This is a genomic window from Immundisolibacter sp. (genome assembly GCF_028696615.1).
Lineage (GTDB): Bacteria > Pseudomonadota > Gammaproteobacteria > Immundisolibacterales > Immundisolibacteraceae > Immundisolibacter.
The window spans coordinates 1-2,909 of the sequence record NZ_JAQVGQ010000288.1; the positions used below are offsets into that span (position 1 = coordinate 1).

A 2,909-nucleotide genomic window follows, 5' to 3' on the forward strand; every position below is an offset into this window, starting at 1 on the left:
CGCGCGCGACGACAGAGCATCCAGCTGCGCCACCCAGCCGGAGGTCTGGGCAAAGAAGTGCCGGCGATACGTCTGCGGCAGGTCCTGGGTTTCTGGTAAGGCCACGGTCAGCGGGTCTTTGGTTTGCCCGTTGACCTGGAATTCGTAATGCAAATGCGGGCCGGTGGCCCAGCCGGTGGCGCCGACGTAGCCGATGACCTGCCCCTGCGAAACGGCCTGGCCGACGCGTAGCTGCGCCGCAAAGCGGCTCAGGTGAGCGTAAAGGGTGCGATTGCCACGGCCGTGGTCGACGATCACCACATTGCCATAGCCACCTTTTTTACCGGCAAAAGCTACCCGTCCGTCGCCGGTGACCTGCACCGGCGTGCCGACGGGCGCCCCGTAATCGACGCCGCGATGCGGGCGCACGGTTTTGAAGATCGGGTGTAGGCGGTTAGGGTTGAAGCGGGACGTGATGCGCGTCACCGGCAGCGGGTTGCGGTTGAACGCCTTGCGCGAACTGCTGCCGTCGGGCTTGTAAATCGCCACGCGGCCGTCGGGGTCGGTATAACGCACGGCTCGAAACACTTTGCCACGATTGACGAACTCCGCGGCCAGGATGTCGCCATCGCGCAGCTTTTCGCCATCGACAGTGACCTCGTTATAGATCACGGAAAAGCGATCGCCGGGCTGTAGGTCCTGCGTGAAGTCGATGTCCCAGCCGAACATTTGCGCCAGCTCCAGGATGAGCCGGTCCGACAGCCCCGCCTGCTGGCCGGCCATATACAGGGAGCTGCTGATCACGCCCGTGGCCTGGTTCTGTACCGTCTCGGTCGGACGGGTGTGCAGCTGCGCAGAATAACCGTCGGCATCGCGCCGCACTTCGAGGCGATTGATGGGATCGATCTCGAGGTCCAGCGCCAGCAGTTCGCCATCGGCCGAGTTGGTGCGCAGCACCTGACCGGGACGAAGGTCCCTCAGCGCCTTGGCCAACTTGCCGGCATCCATCACAGATTGCACGGTATCGGGACTGAAACCCATGGCGCGCATGGCTTGAAAGAAGCTCTCGCCGGGTTTGATGCGGTGTTCGAGCCACGCCTCGTCGAGCCGCTCGAGCTGTACGTCGGCGATGTCCTCCAGCGCCGGCAGCGGATACGGCCGCTCCACGGGTGCGGCGTGCAGGCGCTCCGGAATGCTGGCCAGACTGTCGGCGGTGCGCGCAACCAGCGCTGCTACCATGAGCGCCATCGCCGAGCCGAACACCCAGGGCCCCAGCCGGTGGCGTCCGCGCTGACCTGCGGGCGGGCGTGATTTGGGATCGGGGAAGCGGTTTTGAGCGGAGCCTGAGGAAATTAGGCCCAGGCGTTGTTTGGCGGCGAAAATCTTGCGCATGCCGGCTCGCAGCGTGTGAATGGACCCGGCCCTGTGCCGAGCGAGACAGACATTGGGGTGGCATTCTTCATTCTGCTTCGCTGCGGCGCAAGCCCCGAGGACGTGTTTTTAAATTCATTGGCTGGATGACATGACGACGTGCGACGGCGCAGTTTCGGATTCTATGCAGCTGCTTTCGCGCGGCGCCGAGGAGATCATTCCCGAGCAGCAGCTGGTCGAGCGCCTGAGCGAAGGTCGTCCGCTGCGCGTCAAAGCGGGCTTCGATCCTACGGCGCCGGACCTGCACCTGGGGCACGCGGTGTTGCTGCACAAATTGCGTCAGTTCCAGGACCTTGGGCACGAGGTATTGTTCGTGGTCGGCGACTTCACGGCCATGATCGGTGACCCGACCGGTCGCAACGTCACGCGCAAACCCTTGTCGCGCGAGGCGATCGCCGAGAACGCGCGCACCTATCAGCAGCAGGTGTTCAAGATACTCGACCAGCAGCGCACCCGCGTGCTGTTCAACTCTACCTGGCTCGAGCGGCTCGGCGCGGCCGGTATGATCGAGCTGGCCGCCCAGACCACGGTGGCGCGGATGCTCGAGCGCGACGACTTCTCGCAACGCTATCGCGCCGGCCAGCCGATCGCGGTTCACGAGTTCCTCTATCCGCTGATGCAGGGCTACGACTCGGTGGTCCTCGACGCCGACGTCGAGCTCGGCGGCACCGACCAGAAGTTCAACCTCCTAATGGGGCGCCAGCTCCAACAGGCCTACGGCAAACGGCCGCAGGCGGTGCTGACCATGCCGCTGCTGGAGGGCCTGGACGGCGTGAAAAAAATGTCGAAATCGCTTGGCAACTACATCGGCATCACCGAGACTCCCGGTCAGATGTTCGGCAAGCTCATGTCGATCTCCGACACGCTGATGTGGCGCTACCTTGAGCTGCTGAGCCGGCGCACGCAGCAGGAAGTCGGCGACCTCAAGGCAGCGGTCGCCGCCGGGAAGAACCCGATGGATATAAAGCTCGACCTGGCCGAAGAGTTGGTGGCGCGCTTCCACACGCCCGCCGCTGCCGCCGACGCCCGGCGCGCCTTCCTTGAACGGTTTCGGCGCCGCGAATTGCCCGACGATCTGCCACTGCTCACACTTGAGGCGCCGGCCGGCCTTATGGTCGGCGCAGCACTGCGCCAGGCGTCGCTGGTGAACTCCACATCGGAGGCGTTGCGCCTGATCGGGCAGGGCGCCGTGCGCGTCGATGGCGAGCGAGTCGACGACCCGAAGCGCATCCTGCGCGCCGGCTGCACCCACCTGTTGCAGGTGGGAAAACGGCGGGCCGTCCGTATCACATTGATTTAACAACGTATCTTATTGGGCGGCTGCGCCGGCGCAATTTTTTCGCGGCGAGGTGTTGACGGCCCTAAAACCTTCAGGAATAATTCGCCTCCCTCGCCGGTGAGCAGCCGGCCCGCTGTTTAAAAACCCGAGATCAGGTAATTTGTGTGGGCGCTTGCGTCTGACGGTGAGTCAAGCCTGACGAGCGAGAGGGCGACCTCTT

Annotated in this window: 2 protein-coding genes; one reads left to right on the forward strand and one right to left on the reverse strand. The window is 64.2% G+C overall.

All coding sequences use genetic code 11. The features are described 5' to 3' along the window. On the reverse strand, positions 1 to 1,371 hold a 1,371-nt coding region (locus PHC73_RS13310; protein WP_300129225.1), incomplete at its 3' end, for a peptidoglycan DD-metalloendopeptidase family protein. 163 nt (positions 1,372 to 1,534) lie between these two features. Here PHC73_RS13310 and tyrS point away from each other — a divergent pair. After that, entirely contained in the window at positions 1,535 to 2,710 is a 1,176-nt protein-coding gene (gene tyrS / locus PHC73_RS13315) for a tyrosine--tRNA ligase (RefSeq protein ID WP_300129226.1), read from the forward strand. Positions 2,711 to 2,909: the final 199 nt, after the last annotated feature.

Coding starts and splice junctions, on each gene's coding strand:
- tyrS (WP_300129226.1), top strand. CDS start 1,535: ATGCAGCTGCTTTCGCGCGGCGCCGAGGAGATCATTCCCGAGCAGCAG.